Here is a 19,480-nt window from a genome sequence, read left to right on the forward strand (position 1 = left end):
ATATGCAGTTTCAACAGCGGCGCGTTGGACTTTCGGTCCAAGGCTCCACCGGAAAATTCGACGGGCCGCGCGCCCGTTTTTTTGTGCCCGATTGACAGGGTAGAGAACCTGATGACAAACGACCTAATAGCCAAAGCTGCCATCGACCGGCGACTTGCCGAGATCATCACCCCGGTGATCGAAGACCTGGGGTATGAGCTGGTCCGTGTCCGGCTGATGAGTGGCAAGCAGACCACGCTGCAAATCATGGCTGACAAACCTGAAGGCGGCATCGAAGTGGATGACTGCGCCGAGATTTCGAATGCGGTCAGCGCCACCCTGGATGTGGAGGACCCGATCCTCGACGCCTATACGCTTGAGGTGTCCAGCCCCGGTATCGACCGCCCCCTGACGCGCCTCAAGGATTTTGAGACTTTTGAGGGGTATGAGGCCAAGATCGAAACCTCTGAACTGATCGATGGCCGCCGCCGGTTCAAAGGGGAACTGGCCGGGATCGAAGGGGAAGAGGTTCTGATCAATATTCCCGAAGGGTCCGAGACGATCACAATCGGCCTGCAATTCGACTGGCTGAGTGATGCCAAGCTGGTCCTGACCGATGATCTGATCAAAGAAATGCTGCGCCAGCGCAAAGATGCAGGCGCCCTGAACGAAAAAGCTTTCGACGAGATTGAGACCGAAGGGTCCGAAGAGGAGACGAACTGATGGCAATTACCTCAGCCAACCAGCTGGAGCTGCTGCAGACTGCCGAGGCCGTGGCCCGCGAAAAGATGATCGACCCCGGTCTGGTTGTCGAAGCGATGGAGGAATCGCTCGCCCGCGCTGCCAAGAGCCGCTACGGTGCCGAGATGGACATTCGCGTGTCGATCGACCGCAAGACCGGCAAGGCGACATTCACCCGTGTGCGCACCGTGGTCGAGGATGACGAGCTTGAGAACTATCAGGCCGAATTCACCGTCGAACAGGCCAAACAGTACATGGAAGACCCGCAGGTCGGTGACGTTTTTGTTGAAGAAGTACCGCCGGTCGAAATGGGCCGGATCGCGGCGCAGTCCGCCAAGCAAGTGATCCTGCAAAAAGTCCGCGAAGCCGAGCGTGATCGTCAGTATGAGGAATTCAAGGATCGTGCGGGCACCATCATCAACGGTGCCGTCAAGCGCGAAGAATTCGGCAATGTTATCGTCGATCTGGGCGGTGCCGAGGCCGTTCTGCGCCGCAACGACAAGATTGGGCGCGAAAGCTATCGCCCGAATGATCGTGTGCGCGCGTATATCAAGGAAGTCCGCCGCGAAGTGCGTGGCCACCAGATCTTCCTGTCGCGTACCGCTCCGGAATTCATGGCCGAGCTGTTCAAGATGGAAGTACCGGAAATCTATGACGGTATCATCGAGGTCAAGGCCGTGGCCCGTGACCCAGGTTCACGCGCCAAGATCGCCGTAATTTCCTATGACGGCTCGATTGATCCCGTTGGCGCCTGCGTTGGTATGCGCGGCAGCCGCGTACAGGCCGTTGTGAACGAACTACAGGGTGAGAAGATTGACATCATCCCGTGGAACGAAGACCAACCGACCTTCCTGGTGAACGCGTTGCAACCTGCCGAGGTTTCGAAGGTTGTTCTGGACGAAGAAGCAGGCAAGATCGAGGTTGTGGTTCCTGAAGAGCAACTGTCTCTTGCAATCGGTCGTCGCGGTCAGAACGTGCGTCTGGCAAGCCAACTGACCGGCCTGGACATCGACATCATGACCGAAGCTGAAGAATCAGCACGCCGTCAGAAGGAATTCGAATCTCGTACCAAGCTGTTCATGGACAGTCTGGATCTGGACGAATTCTTTGCGCAGCTGCTGGTGTCCGAAGGCTTCACCAATCTCGAAGAAGTTGCCTATGTCGAGATTGATGAACTTCTGGTCATTGACGGCGTCGATGAAGGCACCGCGCAGGAACTTCAGACCCGGGCGCGTGAATTCCTGGAAGCCCAGGCCAAAGCCGCTCTGGATGCCGCGCGCGCACTGGGTGCCGAGGATAGCCTCATTGAATTCGAAGGCCTGACACCCCAGATGGTAGAGGCTCTGGCCAAGGACGATGTGAAGACGCTGGAAGACTTCGCAACCTGTGCAGACTGGGAACTGGCCGGTGGCTGGACCACAGTTGACGGTGAACGCGTCAAGGATGATGGCGTTCTGGAGCCCTTTGGCGTCACGCTCGAAGAAGCACAAGACATGGTCATGACTGCGCGTATCCTGTTGGGTTGGGTTGATCCGGCCGAGCTGGAGCAGGCGGAAGAAGACATCGACGGCGACGCAGCAGACGAGGAGGTCGAGGCCTGATCTCAGGTCTCGGGTGGCGCGTATGGGTCGCGGTGGCGTCCATAAGGATCGGTCTGACGGACCCGAACGCAAGTGCATCGCCACAGGCGAGGTTCAGCCTAAATATGGCTTGATCCGCTTTGTGACGGGGCCGGACGGTCAGGTCTTTCCGGATGTCGCGGCAAAGTTGCCGGGGCGGGGCGTTTATGTGGCGGCGGATCGTGCCGCGCTGGACAAGGCCATTGGCAAGAAACTGTTTGCGCGGGGGTTCAAGGCACAGGTGACCGTGCCTCAGGACCTGACGGCAGAGGTTGAAAAACAGATCGCGCGCCGTGTGATTGAGTTGCTCAGTCTGGCGCGCAAGTCCGGCGACGCGGTTGCCGGGTATGAAAAGGTCAAGTCGTGGCTGGACCGGGAAGAGGCTCAGGTGCTGATTCAGGCCACTGATGGATCGGGGCGCGGCAAGTCGAAGCTCAGTACGCCGCACTTAGGAAAATACATCGGTTGGCTGACGGCAGACGAATTAGGGCAAGCATTTGGGCGCCAAACGGTGATTCATGCGGCCTTGGCCTCTGGCGGACTCGCCAAACGTGTTGTAGAGGAAGCGCAGCGCCTGCGTGGCTTGCGCGAAACGGATGACGGCGGCAAGGGCCGCGCGGAAGGGTAAGAAGCTTTATGAGCGATAGTGACGGCAAAAAGACATTGGGTCTTCGTGGCGGGGCACGCCCCGGAAATGTGAAACAGAGTTTCAGCCACGGACGCACCAAGAATGTCGTGGTGGAAACCAAACGCAAGCGCGTGGTGGTCCCCAAGCCGGGCGCGGCAAAGCCGGGTGGCGGTGCCGCCCCTTCGGGTGATCCGTCGCGTCGTCCCGCAGGTATTTCCGACGCGGAAATGGCGCGCCGTATGAAAGCTTTGCAGGCTGCCAAGGCCCGCGAGATCGAAGAGGCCGCTGAACGCGAAGCCGCTGAAAAGGCACGCGAAGAAGAACGTGTGCGCCGCCGTGCGGAACAGGAAGCGAAAGAGCGCGAGCAGCGTGAAGCCGAAGAGCGCGCCCGTCAGAAAGCCGAAGACGAAGAGCGCAAGCGCGTGGAGGCTGAAGAAGAAGCCAAGCGTGCTGCTGTTGCTGCTGTCGCTTCACCGGCCCCTGAAGAAGCCAAAGCTGCACGTAGCCCGGCCAGCAAACCTGCGCCTGCAGCCGCGCCTCGCAAGCAGGATCGCGAACGCGAACAGCGCGGTCGTGGCAAGGGCCGCGAAGACAACCGTCGTTCAGGCAAGCTGACACTGGGTCAGGCCACTGGTGACGAAGGCAGCCGCCAGCGGTCGATGGCAGCGATGAAGCGCAAGCAGGAACGCGCCCGTCAGAAAGCCATGGGCGGTTCGGTCGAGCGTGAAAAGGTGATCCGCGACGTACAACTGCCTGAGGCGATCATGGTCTCGGAACTGGCCAACCGTATGGCCGAACGTGTGGCTGACGTGGTCAAATCATTGATGCAGATGGGTATGATGGTCACGCAGAACCAGACCATCGACGCTGATACTGCCGAGCTGATCATCGAAGAGTTTGGCCATAAGGTCACACGCGTCTCTGATTCGGATGTTGAGGACGTCATCAAAGAGGTCGAAGACAGCGAAGCCGATCTGAAGCCTCGTCCGCCCGTCATCACCATCATGGGTCACGTCGACCATGGGAAAACATCGCTGCTGGATGCAATCCGCGATGCGCGCGTTGTGGCTGGTGAGGCCGGTGGCATCACCCAGCATATCGGCGCCTATCAGGTGAAAACCGATGGTGGATCGACGCTGACATTCCTGGATACACCCGGCCACGCGGCGTTTACCTCGATGCGCTCGCGCGGTGCTCAGGTGACCGATATCGTGGTTCTGGTTGTCGCTGCCGATGACGCGGTCATGCCGCAGACAATCGAGGCGATCAATCACGCGAAGGCAGCCAAGGTGCCGATGATCGTGGCGATCAACAAGATCGACAAGCATGATGCAAATCCGGACAAGGTGCGCACCGATCTGTTGCAACACGAGGTGATCGTCGAGAAAATGTCGGGTGAGGTTCAGGACGTAGAAGTGTCCGCCATCACCGGTCAGGGTCTGGACGAGCTGCTGGAAGCCATCGCATTGCAGGCCGAGATTCTGGAACTGAAAGCCAACCCTGATCGCGCAGCCCAGGGTGCCGTGATCGAGGCGCAGCTGGATGTGGGCCGTGGTCCGGTCGCGACCGTTCTGGTTCAGAACGGCACGCTGCGTCAGGGCGATATCTTTGTTGTGGGTGAGCAGTACGGTAAGGTCCGTGCGTTGATCAATGACAAGGGTGAACGCGTTCAGGAAGCGGGTCCTTCGGTTCCGGTCGAGGTTCTGGGTCTCAATGGCACACCGGAAGCCGGTGACGTTCTGAACGTGACCGAGACTGAAGCACAGGCGCGCGAGATCGCCGCCTACCGCGAGCAGGCCGCCAAGGACAAACGCGCTGCCGCCGGTGCCGCTACCACCCTTGAGCAGCTGATGCAGAAGGCCAAGGAAGACGAAAGCGTCACCGAACTGCCGATTCTGATGAAAGCGGACGTGCAGGGCTCGGCTGAGGCCATCGTTCAGGCGATGGAGAAGATCGGCAACGACGAGGTACGCGTGCGCGTATTGCATTCGGGCGTGGGTGCAATCACCGAAACCGATGTCGGTCTTGCCGAGGCCTCGGGTGCTCCGATCCTGGGTTTCAACGTGCGGGCCAATGCGTCTGCCCGGAACACGGCAAACCAGAAAGGTGTCGAGATTCGCTATTACTCGGTTATCTACGATCTGGTGGACGACGTGAAAGCTGCCGCATCGGGTCTGTTGAGCGCCGAGATTCGCGAGAAGTTCATCGGTTACGCCGAAATCCGCGAAGTCTTTAAGGTCACCGGCGTTGGCAAGGTTGCCGGCTGTCTGGTTACCGAAGGTGTGGCGCGCCGTTCCGCCGGTGTCCGCCTGCTGCGCGACAACGTGGTGATTCACGAAGGCACGCTGAAAACACTGAAGCGTTTCAAGGACGAAGTGGCCGAGGTTCAGTCGGGTCAGGAATGCGGTATGGCATTCGAGAACTACGATGACATTCGCGCAGGCGACGTGATCGAAATCTTCGAGCGCGAAGAAGTCACCCGCACGCTGGACTAACCCGGCATAAGTTGAAAACGAAAAACAGCGACCCCCTTAGGCCGCTGTTTTCATTTGTCGAGGCGCTTATTTTGTTTGGGGCAGAAACGTAGCTGAATGCATGATGATATCGAAATGATGCATTCCTTGCGCGAGCATAAAGCTGACAGAGTGTCCGGACTTTCGCAGCCTTTCGGCATAGTCACGGCTTTGGCGAATGAACTCATCCGTATCCCGTTCGGCGACCGAAACATGGTATCGAGGACCGGGCCGGGGCAGATTGCGGATGGGTGACAGATCGTTGACCTCGACCGGTGTCAATTGCAGCGGATCGTTCACCGACATCAGGCTGATCGGTTCCAGGTCGTATATGCCGCTGATCAGAAGCACATCCCGCACCCGGAGCCCCGCTTTGGCAAGGGCGTCTGATGAGGTTGCCATCACCATCGCCGCCAGATGCGCGCCTGCACTGTGACCTGACAGGGTGATCCGCGACGGGTCGAACTCCAACTCCTCAGCCTGGGCCGCCAGCCACAACAACGCGTCACGGCACTCGTCGATCATGTCGCCAATCCGGGCATCGGGTGCCAGCGTGTAGTTCACAGTCGCAAAAGCTTGCCCGTGTTCCAACAGCCCCGGCGCCATCAGAGACGACTCATTCTGGCTGAGCGCCTGCCAGTACCCGCCGTGAATGAAGACGTGCAGGGGTGCCTTGTCATCGCGAGCGGGAAAGAAATCCAAAACTTGAAGGGGGCTGTCACCATAAGCCAGACTTTCCCGTACCGGAAAGTCGGCCCGCGCCTGAGCACTCAGCGCCTGATAACTGGCAAGATAGGGGCTCAGGTCGCCGCCGATCATTGTGCTGGGAGAGTACTCCCGCTCCAGATCGGATTGCGAAAATCCTCGATACAACATGTCTTAGTTCTGCCCGCTATACATCAATTCCGTACGCACGTCGTAAAGGTCGTGGAAAAACCGCAGCTCTAGCGCCTTTCGCAAAAAGGCCACGCCGCTTGAGCCACCAGTGCCAGGTTGCATCCCGATCACGCGCTCAACCGCGGTGGCATGGTCAAAGCGCCAGCGTTGAAACAAACTTTCCACATCCATCAGCTTTTCGGCCAAAGCATAAAGATCCCAGTATTTTTCAGTGTTTCGAAACACCTCCACCCAAATTTGCACCAAGCGCGAATCGCCGGAATAGGGTTGGGCGTAATCGCGTTCGATCAGATCTTTGGGCACATCGAACCCTTGGCGGGCCAACATGTGCAACACCTCGTCATAAAGCGACGGTTTGGTCAGTGCGGCATTCAGCATCTCCATCACCTCTGGGTCATGCGTATGGACCTTCAGTGTTGAGGCATCCTTGTTGCCGAGAATGAATTCGATCTGCCGATACCCGTAGCTCTGAAACCCTGACGAGCTGCCAAGAGCCTGCCGAAACGTCATATAGTCGGCAGGCGTCATGGTCAGCAGGGTTTCCCAAGCCGCAATCAACTGCCGTTGAATGGCCTTGATTCGGTCGAGGTTTTTCATGGCTGGGCCAAATTCATCCTGTTGCAGAAAACGGCGCACCTCGACCAGTTGGTGGTGCATCAGTTTCAGCCACAGTTCGCTGACCTGATGGATAATAATGAACAGCATCTCGTCCGGCTGCGCAGGGTCCTGAAAGGTCTTTTGCAGATTCAGCAGCGTTTTGAGTTGCAGAAAATCTCCATAGCTTTTGCGATGTGTCTCGGCGAAATCAGTGATCAGAGTGTCTTCGACACCTCTTTGCAACAGACGATCGTCTTTGTTCTCGCCCATCTCATGCCTCCGTTGTGCGATCCTTGCACCTGTCTAGGCGTTGAGTTCGTAACTTTCCAGCGGGTTAGGTCCAGTCAAGGACAACCTTGCCTGAGAGGCCGGATTTCATCGCGGCAAAACCATCCGCGAAATCATCAACCGCAAAGCGATGCGTGATCACGCGGGACACATCCAAGCCATTTTGCAGCATGGCGATCATCTTGTACCAGGTCTCGAACATTTCGCGACCATAGACACCCTTGATTGTGATCGCCTTGAAAACGATACGCGACCAGTCGACTGGAGATTTCCCCGGCGGTATCCCCAGCAAGGCGATTTTCCCACCCATCACAAGCGCTTCGACCATCTGGTCAAGCGCGGCTTGTGAGCCGGACATTTCAAGCCCCACATCAAAGCCTTCTTTCATTCCTAGCTGTGCGATGACATCGTGCAAATCTTGTTTGGAAACATCAACGGTCCGCACCGACGGCACGACATGTTCCGAGAGTTTCAATCGTTCAGCGTTTATGTCGGTAATCACCACGTTACGGGCACCTGCATGGCGGGCAACGGCGGCGGCCATGATGCCAATGGGTCCTGCGCCGGTGATCAGGACATCTTCGCCCAGAAGATCGAAGCTTAACGCGGTGTGTACCGCATTGCCCAGCGGATCAAGGATTGCCCCGATCTCATCCGGGATATCATCCGGTAGGGGAACAACATTGAAGGCAGGCAGTTTCAGGTATTGCGCAAACGCGCCCTGTTCATTCACCCCGATCCCGCGCGTGCCGGGGTCGAGGTGAAACTTGCCTGCGCGGCTTTGACGGCTTTCAGTGCCGATCAGATGCCCTTCGCCGGAACAGCGCTGCCCAACGTTCAGGCCGGTTACGTTGCGCCCAATCTCAACGATTTCCCCAGCGAACTCATGACCAGTGATCATCGGAACCGGAACGGTGTGAGAGGCCCACTCATCCCAGTTCCAGATGTGAATGTCGGTACCGCAAATTCCGGTCTTGTTGATCTTGATCAGCACCTCATCCGGCCCGATTTCCGGGACCGGGGCCTGTACCATCCACAACCCCTCTTCGGGTTTCGACTTTTCCAGCGCTTTCATCGTGTTGGGTCGCATCAGATCACCCCCAGTTCCTTGCCGACTTTGCCAAAGGCCGCCAGAGCGCGGTCCAGTTCGTCCCGCGTCAGGGCGGCGTTCATCTGTGTTCTGATCCGCGCCTGCCCGCGGGGAACAACAGGAAAGAAGAAGCCCGAGACATACACGCCCTCGTCAAACAGCTTGGTGGCCATCTCTTGTGCCAGCGTCGCGTCGCCCAGCATGACAGGGATGATCGGATGTTCGCCGGGCAAAACGTCAAAGCCAAGCTTTTCCAAACCGGCACGCCAGTACTTTGCGTTTCCGAACAACTGCGCGCGTAGAATGTCGCCTTCTTCGACCAGGCGGATCGCCTCAATCCCTGCGGCGACGATGGATGGCGGCAGCGAGTTCGAGAAAAGATAGGGCCGCGCCCGCTGCCGCAGCAGGTCGATCACTGGCTGCGGCCCGGCGATGTAGCCGCCGATTGCCCCCCCAAGTGCCTTGCCCAAAGTTCCAGTCAGAATGTCGACATCAACACCAAAGTGATCCGGTGTTCCTGCACCGCGCGGCCCCATGAAGCCCGTTGCATGGCAATCATCGACCATCACGATGGCGTCGTATTTGTCAGCCAGTTCGCGAATTTTCGGCAGGTTGGCCAGATAGCCATCCATCGAGAACACGCCATCGGTTGCGATCATGATGTGACGCGCGCCATCCTCGCGCGCTTGCTTCAGCCACGCTTCCAGGTCGTTCATGTCATTGTTCAGATAGCGATAGCGCTTGGCCTTGCACAGCCGCACCCCGTCAATGATCGAGGCGTGGTTCAGACTGTCCGAAATGATCGCATCTTCAGGCCCCAGCAACGGTTCGAACAGCCCGCCATTGGCATCAAAACAGGCCGCAAACAGGATCGCGTCGTCCTTGTTCAGGAACTTGGCCAACCGCTGTTCCAGTTCACGGTGAATATCCTGCGTCCCGCAGATGAACCGGACCGAGGCCATACCGAATCCTTTCGGACCCATCGCATTTGTTGCGGCCTCAATCAGCGAGGGGTGATCCGCAAGACCCAGATAGTTGTTGGCGCACAGGTTGATCACCCGTTTGCCGCCAACCGTAATCTCACCGCCCTGAGGCGAGGTGATCATTCGTTCGCGCTTATACAGCCCCTCGGATTCGATCTGCGCGAGTGTGTCCGTGATGTGGGACAGGAATGCATCTGCCATGGCGACCTCCGTTCAACTGAGTCGCACGTCTAACATAGCGGATGGATTTCCCAAATAGGGGAATTTCAATATACAGGAAAATTTTCCGTGAAGGCGGAAATCTGCTGATGTTACGCGTTCTTTACGATCAGAAACACCCGCGCTGGTTCTTTGGCCGAGATGGAATGCACGATATCCGCGGCATAGCGGGCGGTATCCCCTCGGCTCAGTTCCGACACGGCACTGCCCGATGTAACCTTGACGGCGCCTTCCAGCACGGTCAGCTGCTCACGCGCGCCGCGCGCATGGGGCTGGCTGTTCAAGGCCCCGCCTTTGTCGAACTCGATATCGTAAACCTCATGACCTCCGGCCTCTTCCGGCGGGGACAGGATGCGAATGCGGCAGTTCTGCCCCATATTGTCGATGCTGGGCACTTCGGACGCGCGCAGCACCTCGATCTGATCACTGGCTTTTGAACCTTCCAGAAGACCGGCAAAATCCACCTGTAGCGCACGGGTCAGGTTCCAGAGGGTCGAGATCGTCGGGCTACTTTCCCCGCGTTCGATCTGGCTAACCATGGATCTGGACACGCCACTCAGGTTTGCGACTGCTTCCAGCGACAGTCCTTTGGCCCGGCGTGCGTCTTTCAGGCGGGCGGGCAAAAGGTTCAGGATATCGTCTGTGTTCTCCGTCATGACGGAATCCATGCGTGTTGGGATCCCGCTTGTCAATTCCATCCGTGACGGCACGTCCTATAGGACAGGATCATGCTGCATGTGCATACTGACGACGATTCCAAGAGGAGAAAGACATGACAGACATCGTATTGTTGGATGGTGCGCGCACCGCGATTGGAACTTTTGGTGGCGCACTTGCGTCAACCGCGCCCATTGATCTGGCGACGGTGGTCACCGAAGCGGCCTTGGAGCGGTCAGGGGTAGAAGGTGCTCAAATCGGGCATGTTGTGTTTGGTCATGTCATCAACACCGAGCCTCGGGACATGTACCTGTCGCGCGTTGCCGCGATGCAGGCCGGGATTCCGAACGGCACCCCTGCGATGAATGTAAACCGACTGTGTGGTTCAGGCGCACAGGCGATCGTGTCGGCAATGCAGTCCTTGATGCTTGGCGATGCCGATTTTGCCGTGGCAGGTGGGGCAGAAAGCATGTCGCGAAGCCCTTACATTGTTCCACAGGCACGCTGGGGCGCGAAAATGGGTGATGTCACATCACTGGACATGATGCTGGGTGCGTTGAACTGCCCCTTTGGCACAGGGCACATGGGTGTGACGGCCGAGAACGTTGCCGATGAACACCAGATCAGCCGTGAACAGATGGACGAATTCGCCCTTGCCAGCCAGACCCGCGCGGCCGCCGCAATTGAAGCCGGATATTTCGAAAGTCAGATCGTGCCCGTTCAGGTGAAGGTCAAGCGGGACATGGTGGATTTCAAAGTTGATGAGCATCCCAAAGCGACGACCGCCGAAGCGCTGGCCGGGTTGCGACCTGTGTTCAAGAAAGATGGGCGTGTAACGGCAGGCAATGCCTCGGGCATCAACGATGGCGCGGCGGCGATGGTTCTGGCAACGGCGGATGCGGCGGAAAAGGCCGGGTTGAAGCCAAAAGCACGTGTAATCGGCTATGCACATGCTGGCGTGCGCCCCGAAGTCATGGGTATTGGCCCGGTACCGGCCGTGCAAAACCTGCTCAGGAAGACGGGTCTTTCGGTGGAAGATTTCGATGTGATCGAAAGCAACGAAGCATTTGCCGCGCAGGCGCTGGCCGTCAATCAGGAGCTTGGGTTGGATGCAGCGAAAGTGAACCCGAATGGAGGCGCGATAGCACTGGGGCACCCTGTAGGCGCGACGGGCGCCATCATTACCATGAAGACACTTTACGAGTTGGAGCGTACAGGCGGATCAAAAGGGTTGATCACCATGTGTATTGGCGGCGGTCAGGGGATCGCCATTGCCATCGAGCGGCTCTGATCCGGGTTTGGGCAAGGGGGGCTGTCTGCCCCCCATCGCGCAAGGCGCGATTCCCCCCGAGGATATTTTCAGCCAGATGAAGCTGCGGATCACAATCAGCCGAGTGTCGTGATCAACAGAACTATGGCTGCGCCGGCAACTGCACCGAGAGCGGCGGGCAGGATTTTTGGCAAAAGACCCGAGTTTTCCGGTTCTTCTTTGTGTGTCTGTGCAATCAACGCGTTTTCGACCAATGTCGGCAGGCGCGGACCAAAGCGTGCCAGAACCAAAGCGGTTTTGGCAAAGTCACGAAGCGCGGCGCGCGGGCCGATGGATTGTTTAATGTAATCTTCGACCACGGGGCGGGCGACTTCCCAGATATTGATGTGGTCATCCAGTGACCGGGCAACACCTTCAACCACGACCATCGTGCGCTGTAGGAGGATCAGCTCGGTACGTGTCTCCATGCCAAAACGCTCTGTCACTTCGAACAGATAGCTTAACAAACGGCCCATCGAAATATGCGAGGCATCCATACCGAAGATGGGTTCACCAACCGCACGTAGGGCGCGGGCGAATTCATCGACGTCCTGGTGTGCAGGAACGTAACCGGCTTCGAAATGCACTTCGGCCACGCGCTTGTAGTCGCGGCGGATGAAACCGAACAGGATCTCGGCATAGACCCGGCGCGTGTATTCGTCGATATGGCCCATGATACCGTAATCATAAGCGATGATGTCACCGTTGGCGGCGACCTTTAGGTTGCCCTGATGCATATCGGCGTGGAAATAGCCGTCGCGCAAGGCGTGAAGAAGGAACAGACGCAGCACACGTTCAGCCAGGTCGCGGCGATCGTGGCCTGCGGCGTCCAGTGCGTCATTTTCACCCAATGCAACACCGTCGGCCCAGCTGAGTGTCATCACGCGCCGTGCTGACAGTGACCACAAGACGGGCGGCAGCCAGAACCCTGTGTCGTCTTTTGTGTTGGCCGCGTATTCCGAGGCGGCAGCGCTTTCCAGACGCAGATCCAATTCGCCCCGAACAACGCCGTCAAAATGTTCAATGACCTCCATGGGCCTCAGACGGCGGGCACCGGGGGCGAAAAGCTGCACGATGCGAGCGGCGAAATAAAATGCATCCACATCCTTGCGAAATGCGCGCTCGATCCCCGGGCGCAGAACTTTGACGGCGACATCTTCGCCTGTGCTAACCAGTTTGGCTTTGTGGACCTGAGCGATGGATGCGGCTGCAATAGGTTCACTGAACTCAGAGAACACGTCCGCCACAGGCTGTCCAAGTTCCTTTTCAACCTCGGCCATGGCTTTTGTCCGGGAAAAAGGCGGGAGTTTGTCCTGTAGGACACGTAACTGTTCTGCCAGTTCGTTGCCGACGACATCAGGGCGGGTGGAAAGCACCTGCCCGAATTTGATATATGCCGGACCCAAAGCGGTCAGGGCGCGGGTTGCGGGTGGCATCTGCGGGTCGCCTTTGTAGCCCAGCCACTGAAACGGTTTGCCCAAAGCATGGGCGATGACGCGAAGCGGGCGCGGGGCTTCGAATGCATCCAGCACGACATTCATGGCACCGGTGCGCTCAAGCGTGGCACCCGTTCGGATCAGGCGGATGATATTATGTGGGCCACGCATGTGTCAGATTTTCCAGCCGGAATGCAGCGCGGCGATACCCATGCTGAGATTGCGGTATTTGGCGTTTTCGAAGCCAGCAGTTCGGACCATGTTCAGGAAGGTTTCCTGATCAGGAAACTTACGGATCGACTCCACCAGATACTGATAGCTGTCGTAATCATTCGCGATCAGCTTTCCCATGCGTGGAATGACATTGAAACTGTAGAGGTCATAGAGCTTTTGCAACCCGTCATTGGGAAGCTGACTGAACTCCAGCACCATCAGGCGGCCACCGGGTTTCAGCACGCGAAAGGCTTCGTTCAGGGCCTCTTGCGGGCGGGTCACGTTCCGGATGCCGAACGAGATCGTGTAGACGTCAAAGGTGTTGTCCTCGAACGGCAGGGCCATGGCATCGCCCACCACCCAGTTCAGGCTGTCGGCCATCTGGTCGGCTTCGGCGCGCTGCCGGCCTTCGACCAGCATGGGTTCTGTCAGATCAAGAACCGTGGCATGGCCATAGCCTGCACGTTTCAGAAAGCGAAAGGAAATGTCACCGGTTCCGCCCGCAACATCCAGCAAACGCTGACCGGGACGCGGAGCTAGCCAGTCCATCATCGCGTCTTTCCAGACCCGGTGGATACCCATCGACATGACATCGTTCATCACGTCATATTTCGAGGCGACCGAGTTGAACACGCCCTGCACGCGCCCGGCCTTGTCAGCCTCGCGTACGGTTTCGAACCCGAAATGAGTGGTGTTGTCGCTGTTGTCGGACATAAGCCTTGCCGTTTGTCGAATTTCGCTTCTGTTATAGGGCTCTGGAAGCGGGGCACAATGCGGCCCTTTGGAATAGGAGCCCTGTAATGCCAGAATTGCCCGAGGTCGAGACCGTAAGACGCGGCCTGAGCCTTGCGATGGAGGGAGTCGAGATCGCACGCGCCGATGTGAACCGCCCGGATCTGCGCTGGCCATTTCCCGAACGCATGGCAGAACGGCTGACCGGGCAGCGGGTGGATCGGTTAAGGCGGCGATCAAAATATATCCTGGCCGATCTCAGCAGTGGTGAGACCTTGTTGATTCATCTGGGGATGTCGGGGCGAATGACGGTGTCAGGCGATCCACTAGGTCATTTCCTGCGCGAACATCCTGCCGCTGAGAAACATGACCATGTTGTTTTTCACATGGCCAACGGGGCGCGTATCACCTTTAACGATCCTCGCCGGTTTGGAGCGATGGACCTGCTGCCCACAGCCACAGCCGAGGATCACAAGCTTCTGGCGGTTCTGGGACCAGAGCCCTTGGGCAATGATTTCCACGAGCAACACCTGATTGAGGCGTTCAAATGCAGGAATACCCCAGTCAAATCAGCCCTGCTGGATCAGGGAATCGTTGCCGGATTGGGGAATATCTATGTTTGCGAAGCGCTTTATCGCGGCAAGGTGTCGCCACGTTGCAAAGCAGGGCAAATTTCTGCGGCACGTGTCGCGTCGCTGGTTCCTATCATTCGGAAGGTGTTGCAGGACGCGATCCAAGCAGGCGGATCATCCCTGCGGGATTTCCGGCAAGCTGATGGAGAACTTGGATATTTTCAGCACAGCTTTGATGTCTACGGTCGTGAAGGAAAGCCCTGCCGGACCGAGGGTTGCAATGGTCTGATCCAGAGAATCACCCAGTCCGGTCGCTCATCCTTCTACTGTGCGCAATGCCAAAGATAGCTTGATCCAGAGAATTCGCGTGGTAAGGACTCGTAACTGAACGGAACAACCGGAAGCTTTTTTCTCATGGCTTTTGAGACGATCATCGTCGAAATCGAAGACCACGTCGCCCTAATCAAACTCGACAGACCAGATGCGTTGAATGCGCTGAACTCCCAGTTGCTGGGTGAGTTGTGTACCGCGCTGGAAGAGGCGGACAGCAACGACAAGGTGCGTTGCATCGTCATCACCGGATCGGACAAGGCCTTTGCCGCAGGCGCGGACATCAGGGAAATGTCCGAGATGAGCTTTGTCGATGTCTACACAACCAACCTTTTTGCTGATGCAAACGATCGGGTTTCGGCGATTCGCAAACCGATCATCGCCGCGGTCGCGGGCTATGCTCTGGGTGGGGGATGCGAGTTGGCAATGCTTTGCGATTTCATCATTGCTGCGGACACTGCAAAATTCGGCCAGCCTGAAATCAACCTTGGCGTCATAGCCGGGTTGGGCGGCACCCAGCGTTTGACGCGCTTTGTCGGCAAGTCCAAGGCGATGGACATGAACCTGACTGGGCGGTTCATGGACGCGGACGAAGCCGAGCGCTCTGGTTTGGTCAGCCGGGTCGTACCGGCTAAGAAGCTGATCGAAGAAGCCGTCGGCGCGGCGCAAAAAATAGCCGAGAAATCGGCACTTACGGCAGCGGCGGCAAAAGAAGCGGTCAATCGCAGCTACGAGCTTCCGCTGAGTGAAGGTATGCTGTTTGAGCGTCGGGTCTTCCATTCCATGTTTGCCACCGAAGACCAGAAAGAGGGCATGGCGGCGTTTCTTGAAAAGCGGGCTGCGCAGTTTCGCGACAAGTAAATCGCAAGAGATTAATGAAAGGCGGGTGTTGCCCGCCTTTTCTTTGCCGGGTCTGTGAGATCCAAGAATCGGCTTGGCAATCCTTAAAATGTTCGGTAATGAGCGCCGCAATACATGCGCGTGCGGCCCGCTTGGCCCGACTCACACTCGTGATTTCTGATCCGGTGCGGAAATATCCGTGGCGCGCAACCCTAGATAACCGTACCGAACGAAGGTCAGAGACACATGGCAAATTCGCCCCAGGCAAAGAAACGCGCCCGTCAGAACGAGAAGCGTTTCGCTGTTAACAAAGCGCGTCGTTCGCGCATCCGCACCTATCTGCGTAAAGTCGAAGAAGCGATTGCATCCGGTGACAAAGATGCGGCAACCGCAGCACTGCGCGCCGCCCAGCCTGAGCTGATGCGCGGCGTCACCAAAGGCGTGTTCCACAAGAACACTGCCGCGCGTAAAATGTCGCGCCTGTCGGCCCGGGTCAAAGCTCTGGGCTAAAGCCTGCAGGTTACCTTAGGTCAAGTCAGCAAGGCTGAACTAATGTCAAAGGCGCTGCGCATTGCGGCGCCTTTTTTCGTGTTGCCGGAATACCGCGCCTTCACGAAACCGAGAGATTCTTTCGACCAAAGACCCGAGTCAATATCAGAGTTTCGTTGCCGCGCCCCATTTCAAGTTGCTACCACTGATGTCAGCGATTCACTCGCTTGGGGGGACAGGCTGTTTACTCGATCGGACTGACGGGCATCAGATCGATCAGGAAACATTCGTCGACGACTGGCGCAAGCTGGGCTGCCGATCTGCCGCGAAGTCCGGATTATCCGGGATTCTCGGCCCTGTCTGAAAATTGAGATTGTGACGTGCAGCCCGAGTTTCGGGACGCTCATTTATTGTTGAGCGTCGAAAATCCGGGTGCACCGAACTTTCAGGGGCAATCCCGCCAAGCCGTTAGGTTTGGCGACAGGTTCCCTTTGGGCGTGTGAATACAAGACCGGGCAACCGGCTTCGTATGATAAGGCCGACAGGCCAATAAGAATGGGATGCGTGAGGCGCTGAATGACACAAGAGAAATGGGGACTACTGCGTAACAAATTGCTGAAGGCTGTCGGTCGGAATAATTACACCACATGGATCGAGCCTCTGGAATTTAAAGAGCTGCAGGATGGTGTGGCGGTTTTTTCCGTGCCAACGAACTTTATGGGGAACTACGTTAGCCAGAATTTTGCGGACCTCATCTTGTACGAGCTGAATACGGCTGGGGAAACCGTTCAGCGTCTGGACTTCCGTGTTGCTGCCAACTCGCCCGCGCGTCCCAAGCCCGCAGCCAAGGTGGTCACCGAAACTCAGCCAGAGCCGGTACCCTTAGCGGCGACGGATAGTGCGCAGAACGCTTTGGAGTCGTTGCAGGCCGCGCCGCTCGATTCACGTTTCACCTTTGACAGTTTTGTGGTGGGTAAACCCAACGAGCTGGCCCATGCTGCCGCGCGCCGTGTGTCCGAAGGCGGCCCGGTAACATTCAACCCGCTTGTTCTGTATGGTGGAGTGGGTCTGGGTAAGACCCACCTGATGCACGCAATTGCCTGGGAGCTGAAAACCAAGCATCCGCAACTGAATGTCCTGTACCTGTCAGCCGAACAGTTCATGTATCGCTTCGTGCAGGCCCTGCGGGAACGCCGGATGATGGATTTCAAACATTTGTTCCGTTCGGTGGATGTGCTGATGGTCGATGACGTGCAGTTCATTGCCGGAAAGGATTCTACTCAGGAAGAGTTTTTCCATACGTTCAATGCGCTGGTGGATCAGAACAAGCAGATCATCATCTCGGCCGACCGCGCCCCAGGCGAAATCAAGGATCTGGAAGATCGCGTAAAGTCCCGCCTTCAATGTGGTTTGGTCGTTGACCTGCATCCGACCGACTATGAATTGCGTCTGGGCATTCTTCAGAACAAGGTCCAGCAATATAGCGGTTCCTATCCCGACCTGACGATTGCAGATGGCGTCCTTGAATTTTTGGCTCATCGTATCTCGACCAATGTCCGCGTGCTGGAAGGTGCTCTGACACGTCTGTTTGCCTTTGCCTCGTTGGTTGGACGCGAGATCGACATGGAGCTGACGCAGGATTGTCTGGCAGATGTCCTGCGCGCATCCGAGCGTAAGATCACGGTTGAAGAGATTCAGCGGAAAGTATCCGAATACTACAACATCCGCATGTCCGATATCATCGGTCCCAAGCGCCTGCGATCCTACGCGCGCCCCCGTCAGGTGGCGATGTATCTGTGCAAGCAGCTGACCAGCCGGTCGCTGCCAGAGATCGGCCGCCGGTTTGGCGGGCGCGACCACACCACGGTCATGCATGGCGTTAAGCGCATTGAAGAGCTGAAACTGACCGATGGTCAGATCGCTGAAGACGTGGAGATGCTGCGCCGTTCTCTCGAAGCCTGAACCGGGCCAGTAGTGCTAAGGAACGCTCCGGACTTCTGTGCCGGGGCGTTTTTTGTGCGTAAGAATCCACGGTTGCACCAGAACTGAGGCGTGTGGGGCACGCCGCACTTGACGGTTGGTGCATTCCAACCCAGAAATCCGTAAAAAATCCTTGTGCCTCGGGGTGGAACCGCTAACGTGCCAGTCCCGCCCATGTCGGTACGCAAGTCAGAGGAATTGAGGGTATGAAGATCAGCATTGAACGCGGCACCCTTCTTAAAGCCGTTTCGCAGGCTCAGTCCGTTGTAGAACGTCGCAATACCATTCCTATACTTGCCAATGTCCTGATCGAGGCCGAAGGCGATCAGGTCCAGTTCCGTGCTACCGATCTGGATATCGAAGTGGTCGATAAGGCACCCGCACAGGTCGAAAAGGCGGGCGCGACGACCGTCGCGGCAACAACCCTGCATGAGATTGTGCGCAAACTGCCGGACGGTGCGCTGGTGACATTGACTGCTGACAGCGCCGCAGGACGGCTGACAGTTGAAGCGGGTCGGTCGAATTTTTCGCTGGCGACACTGCCAAAAGAAGATTTTCCGATGATGGCGTCCTCGGAATATCAATCGAATTTCAGCGCGTCGGCAGCATTGCTGCGCCGGTTGTTCGACAAGTCAAAATTCGCCATCTCGACCGAAGAGACCCGGTACTATCTGAACGGTGTGTACATGCATGTGGCAGATGGGTCCGAGGGTGGAAAAGTGTTGCGTTGTGTGGCCACCGATGGCCACCGGCTTGCGAGAATTGACGCAGATTTGCCGGATGGCGCGGCGGATATGCCCGGCGTGATCGTGCCTCGCAAAACAGTGGGCGAGTTGCGCAAGCTGTTGGATGACGACGAGATGGATATCGCCGTTTCGGTCAGTGAAACCAAGGTACGCTTTGCCACGCCGGATATCACGCTGACGTCGAAGGTTATTGACGGCACCTTCCCCGACTACACACGTGTTATCCCACAAGGAAATACCCGCAAGCTTGAAGTGGATGCCGCTGAATTCGCGCAGGCCGTAGATCGCGTGGCGACTGTTTCGTCGGAACGGTCGCGGGCAGTGAAGTTGCAATTGGAAGGCGACAAGCTGATCTTGTCGGTGAACGCACCTGACAGTGGCGCCGCCGAGGAAGAACTGGCTGTCGCTTACGGGGATGAGCGGTTGGAGATCGGGTTCAACGCCAAATACCTGTTGGAGATTGCGTCTCAGGTGGATCGTGAGAATGCAGTATTCCTGTTCAACTCAGCTGGTGACCCGACATTGATGCGTGAAGGCAACGATCTGAGCGCTGTATACGTCGTCATGCCGATGCGCGTCTGATCGCGCGGATGCGATGCCTCCGGCGGGAGTATTTTTGAAA

At 57.4% G+C, this 19,480-nt stretch carries 17 protein-coding genes; 10 read left to right on the plus strand and 7 right to left on the minus strand.

Translation table 11 applies throughout. The features are described 5' to 3' along the window. Positions 1-111: 111 nt before the first annotated feature. Genes rimP through infB form a run of 4 tightly spaced genes read left to right on the plus strand, consistent with a single transcriptional unit; the run spans position 112 to position 5,462 of the window. Entirely contained in the window at positions 112-702 is a 591-nt protein-coding gene (gene rimP, locus ACR3FC_RS10635) for a ribosome maturation factor RimP (protein WP_480474795.1), read from the plus strand. Continuing rightward, positions 702-2,321, plus strand: a complete 1,620-nt coding sequence (nusA, locus tag ACR3FC_RS10640) for a transcription termination factor NusA (protein WP_480474797.1) — start codon at positions 702-704, stop codon at positions 2,319-2,321. The genes rimP and nusA overlap by 1 nt, the downstream gene beginning before the upstream one ends. 22 nt (positions 2,322-2,343) lie before the next feature. After that, on the plus strand, positions 2,344-2,967 hold the full coding sequence (locus tag ACR3FC_RS10645) for an RNA-binding protein (RefSeq protein ID WP_480474799.1): 624 nt from the start codon (positions 2,344-2,346) through the stop codon (positions 2,965-2,967). Between the two features lie 8 nt (positions 2,968-2,975). Further along, the gene (infB, locus tag ACR3FC_RS10650; protein WP_480474800.1) at positions 2,976-5,462 is read left to right on the plus strand and encodes a translation initiation factor IF-2; all 2,487 of its coding nucleotides are present in this window, start codon (positions 2,976-2,978) and stop codon (positions 5,460-5,462) included. Between the two features lie 66 nt (positions 5,463-5,528). Here infB and ACR3FC_RS10655 read toward each other — a convergent pair whose 3' ends face one another. From ACR3FC_RS10655 to ACR3FC_RS10675, 5 genes are all read right to left on the minus strand, one after another. Continuing rightward, complete coding sequence (locus ACR3FC_RS10655) at positions 5,529-6,299, minus strand: alpha/beta hydrolase (RefSeq protein ID WP_480474801.1); 771 nt, start codon at positions 6,297-6,299, stop codon at positions 5,529-5,531. A gap of 60 nt (positions 6,300-6,359) precedes the next feature. Further along, the gene (locus ACR3FC_RS10660) at positions 6,360-7,244 is read right to left on the minus strand and encodes a tryptophan 2,3-dioxygenase (protein WP_480474802.1); all 885 of its coding nucleotides are present in this window, start codon (positions 7,242-7,244) and stop codon (positions 6,360-6,362) included. Positions 7,245-7,308: 64 nt separating this feature from the next. Continuing rightward, positions 7,309-8,337 carry an L-threonine 3-dehydrogenase gene (gene tdh, locus ACR3FC_RS10665; protein WP_480476882.1) on the minus strand — a complete coding sequence of 343 codons (1,029 nt, stop codon included), beginning with the start codon at positions 8,335-8,337 and terminating at the stop codon, positions 7,309-7,311. Positions 8,338-8,351: 14 nt separating this feature from the next. Next, positions 8,352-9,536 (minus strand): glycine C-acetyltransferase, encoded by a 1,185-nt coding sequence (locus ACR3FC_RS10670; RefSeq protein WP_480474803.1) that lies wholly within the window; start codon positions 9,534-9,536, stop codon positions 8,352-8,354. Positions 9,537-9,646: 110 nt separating this feature from the next. Next, positions 9,647-10,210 carry a helix-turn-helix domain-containing protein gene (locus ACR3FC_RS10675; protein WP_480474804.1) on the minus strand — a complete coding sequence of 188 codons (564 nt, stop codon included), beginning with the start codon at positions 10,208-10,210 and terminating at the stop codon, positions 9,647-9,649. A 116-nt stretch (positions 10,211-10,326) separates the two neighbouring features. Here ACR3FC_RS10675 and ACR3FC_RS10680 point away from each other — a divergent pair, with 116 nt between their 5' ends. Further along, on the plus strand, positions 10,327-11,502 hold the full coding sequence (locus ACR3FC_RS10680; RefSeq protein ID WP_480474805.1) for an acetyl-CoA C-acyltransferase family protein: 1,176 nt from the start codon (positions 10,327-10,329) through the stop codon (positions 11,500-11,502). Between the two features lie 95 nt (positions 11,503-11,597). Here the strand turns inward: ACR3FC_RS10680 and ubiB are convergent, their stop codons facing one another. Together ubiB and ubiE are read right to left on the minus strand one after the other, a co-directional pair. Beyond that, positions 11,598-13,127, minus strand: coding sequence for a 2-polyprenylphenol 6-hydroxylase (gene ubiB, locus ACR3FC_RS10685; RefSeq protein ID WP_480474806.1), 1,530 nt, complete (start codon positions 13,125-13,127; stop codon positions 11,598-11,600). Between the two features lie 3 nt (positions 13,128-13,130). Beyond that, positions 13,131-13,883, minus strand: a complete 753-nt coding sequence (gene ubiE / locus ACR3FC_RS10690; RefSeq protein WP_480474807.1) for a bifunctional demethylmenaquinone methyltransferase/2-methoxy-6-polyprenyl-1,4-benzoquinol methylase UbiE — start codon at positions 13,881-13,883, stop codon at positions 13,131-13,133. Between the two features lie 86 nt (positions 13,884-13,969). On the opposite strand from ubiE, the gene mutM reads away from it, so the two are divergent. From mutM to dnaN, 5 genes are all read left to right on the plus strand, one after another. After that, positions 13,970-14,821, plus strand: coding sequence for a bifunctional DNA-formamidopyrimidine glycosylase/DNA-(apurinic or apyrimidinic site) lyase (gene mutM / locus ACR3FC_RS10695; RefSeq protein ID WP_480474808.1), 852 nt, complete (start codon positions 13,970-13,972; stop codon positions 14,819-14,821). Between the two features lie 66 nt (positions 14,822-14,887). Further along, positions 14,888-15,664 (plus strand): enoyl-CoA hydratase, encoded by a 777-nt coding sequence (locus ACR3FC_RS10700; protein WP_480474809.1) that lies wholly within the window; start codon positions 14,888-14,890, stop codon positions 15,662-15,664. 225 nt (positions 15,665-15,889) lie between these two features. Next, positions 15,890-16,153, plus strand: coding sequence for a 30S ribosomal protein S20 (rpsT, locus tag ACR3FC_RS10705; protein WP_039541017.1), 264 nt, complete (start codon positions 15,890-15,892; stop codon positions 16,151-16,153). A gap of 555 nt (positions 16,154-16,708) precedes the next feature. Next, a complete protein-coding gene (gene dnaA, locus ACR3FC_RS10710; RefSeq protein WP_480474810.1) occupies positions 16,709-18,094 on the plus strand; it encodes a chromosomal replication initiator protein DnaA in 1,386 nt (461 codons plus the stop codon). Between the two features lie 224 nt (positions 18,095-18,318). After that, positions 18,319-19,440 carry a DNA polymerase III subunit beta gene (gene dnaN / locus ACR3FC_RS10715; RefSeq protein WP_480474811.1) on the plus strand — a complete coding sequence of 374 codons (1,122 nt, stop codon included), beginning with the start codon at positions 18,319-18,321 and terminating at the stop codon, positions 19,438-19,440. Positions 19,441-19,480 lie beyond the last annotated feature (40 nt).

Source organism: Ruegeria sp. AF3 (genome assembly GCF_056536285.1).

Excerpts from the sequence above, each read along its gene's own strand:
- rimP (WP_480474795.1), top strand. The coding sequence starts at position 112 with ATGACAAACGACCTAATAGCCAAAGCTGCCATCGACCGGCGACTTGCC.
- nusA (WP_480474797.1), top strand. The coding sequence starts at position 702 with ATGGCAATTACCTCAGCCAACCAGCTGGAGCTGCTGCAGACTGCCGAG.
- ACR3FC_RS10645 (WP_480474799.1), top strand. The coding sequence starts at position 2,344 with ATGGGTCGCGGTGGCGTCCATAAGGATCGGTCTGACGGACCCGAACGC.
- infB (WP_480474800.1), top strand. The coding sequence starts at position 2,976 with ATGAGCGATAGTGACGGCAAAAAGACATTGGGTCTTCGTGGCGGGGCA.
- ACR3FC_RS10655 (WP_480474801.1), bottom strand. The coding sequence starts at position 6,299 with ATGATCGGCGGCGACCTGAGCCCCTATCTTGCCAGTTATCAGGCGCTG.
- ACR3FC_RS10660 (WP_480474802.1), bottom strand. The coding sequence starts at position 7,244 with ATGGGCGAGAACAAAGACGATCGTCTGTTGCAAAGAGGTGTCGAAGAC.
- tdh (WP_480476882.1), bottom strand. The coding sequence starts at position 8,337 with ATGAAAGCGCTGGAAAAGTCGAAACCCGAAGAGGGGTTGTGGATGGTA.
- ACR3FC_RS10670 (WP_480474803.1), bottom strand. The coding sequence starts at position 9,536 with ATGGCAGATGCATTCCTGTCCCACATCACGGACACACTCGCGCAGATC.
- ACR3FC_RS10675 (WP_480474804.1), bottom strand. The coding sequence starts at position 10,210 with ATGACGGAGAACACAGACGATATCCTGAACCTTTTGCCCGCCCGCCTG.
- ACR3FC_RS10680 (WP_480474805.1), top strand. The coding sequence starts at position 10,327 with ATGACAGACATCGTATTGTTGGATGGTGCGCGCACCGCGATTGGAACT.
- ubiB (WP_480474806.1), bottom strand. The coding sequence starts at position 13,127 with ATGCGTGGCCCACATAATATCATCCGCCTGATCCGAACGGGTGCCACG.
- ubiE (WP_480474807.1), bottom strand. The coding sequence starts at position 13,883 with ATGTCCGACAACAGCGACAACACCACTCATTTCGGGTTCGAAACCGTA.
- mutM (WP_480474808.1), top strand. The coding sequence starts at position 13,970 with ATGCCAGAATTGCCCGAGGTCGAGACCGTAAGACGCGGCCTGAGCCTT.
- ACR3FC_RS10700 (WP_480474809.1), top strand. The coding sequence starts at position 14,888 with ATGGCTTTTGAGACGATCATCGTCGAAATCGAAGACCACGTCGCCCTA.
- rpsT (WP_039541017.1), top strand. The coding sequence starts at position 15,890 with ATGGCAAATTCGCCCCAGGCAAAGAAACGCGCCCGTCAGAACGAGAAG.
- dnaA (WP_480474810.1), top strand. The coding sequence starts at position 16,709 with ATGACACAAGAGAAATGGGGACTACTGCGTAACAAATTGCTGAAGGCT.
- dnaN (WP_480474811.1), top strand. The coding sequence starts at position 18,319 with ATGAAGATCAGCATTGAACGCGGCACCCTTCTTAAAGCCGTTTCGCAG.